This window comes from Candidatus Obscuribacterales bacterium (assembly GCA_036703605.1).
Taxonomy (GTDB): Bacteria; Cyanobacteriota; Cyanobacteriia; order RECH01; family RECH01; genus RECH01.
In genome coordinates this window covers 1-1,019 of record DATNRH010000519.1, presented here as the reverse complement: position 1 = coordinate 1,019, position 1,019 = coordinate 1, and the positions used below count along the sequence as shown (strand labels likewise).

The following is a 1,019-nucleotide window of genomic DNA, read 5'->3' as shown; positions in this document are numbered from 1 at the left end:
GGCCCTATTTTGGGGCTACTCGTTGTACCATTTCGGTCCCTTGACGTAAATGACCTATTTTCCTAATGGCAGATTAATCTTAGTTGGAGACTATGGCGATTCCGTCTTTGGCATACTGCTGGGTGCAATCTCAGGAAGAAGCGGGGGAAACCTTCCAGGTGGTCTTTTAGCAGCCGGTGGCATTTTCCTGGTGCTGATTTTTGGACCCTCTGTCCTCCCCGAAGTAGTTACTGCGCAGACACGCGGACAGTCCCCGTTGCAAACCTCTGGGGCTGTCTACCTCAGCCTGTTCATTGCGCTCACGGTAGGCACAACGCAAAAAGCAATTTTTTTTCTTATGCGAAGATTTTGAAGAAGCGCAGCGCTCTTTCGCTCAGCCGTGAATACGCGGAACGGTCCACTAGTGAAGCCTTCACTTCTACCAGTCAACGACCCATGGCCCTAGCGAGCACCATTGCTTCGGTGGCCCTTACACCTGCAGCACTGATGTACTGGAGTTCGGTATGCCACATTCCACTAGTTCATACTTAGAATGACTCCGGAGATGGCTTTTCGCTGTTCAACTTCCTCGTAATTCTGGCCCTGATCCTCTTCTACTTCGTCGCTGATCCCTACGTCGAGACCCTGGCAAGGTCGCAGATCTCTGCGCCTTCTATGACTGCTACAGTCAGTATAGCCACGGGAGCTCTGGTGGGTATTTTCCTCAGCGCTGCTTTTGGCGATCCTCTGAATTGGGCCATGATCGTGGGTGCTGCCCTCATCATCCCTGGTACCTCCGCCCAATCGTTACACCTAGGCGTTCATTTAGTGTATAGTTCTACAGGAGATTGGGAGCATGGCGAGCCTGTGCCCTTGTATGCAGAGGAGACCCTAGACTCTAGCTGGCTCACTTGGGACTTCATTAAGCGGAATTTTCAAGATATGCTGCGTGAAAAAGAATCCCAGCGCATTTTTGGATTTTTGGTCATCAACCTCCTGTTTATGTTCGTGGAGCTGGCCTATGGTACATTCGGCATGCT

At 51.1% G+C, this 1,019-nt stretch carries 1 protein-coding gene; it reads left to right on the top strand.

The window, feature by feature from the left end:
* Positions 1-654: 654 nt before the first annotated feature.
* The coding region (locus V6D20_11195) for a hypothetical protein (GenBank protein HEY9816348.1) at positions 655-1,019 on the top strand (365 nt) is incomplete at its 3' end.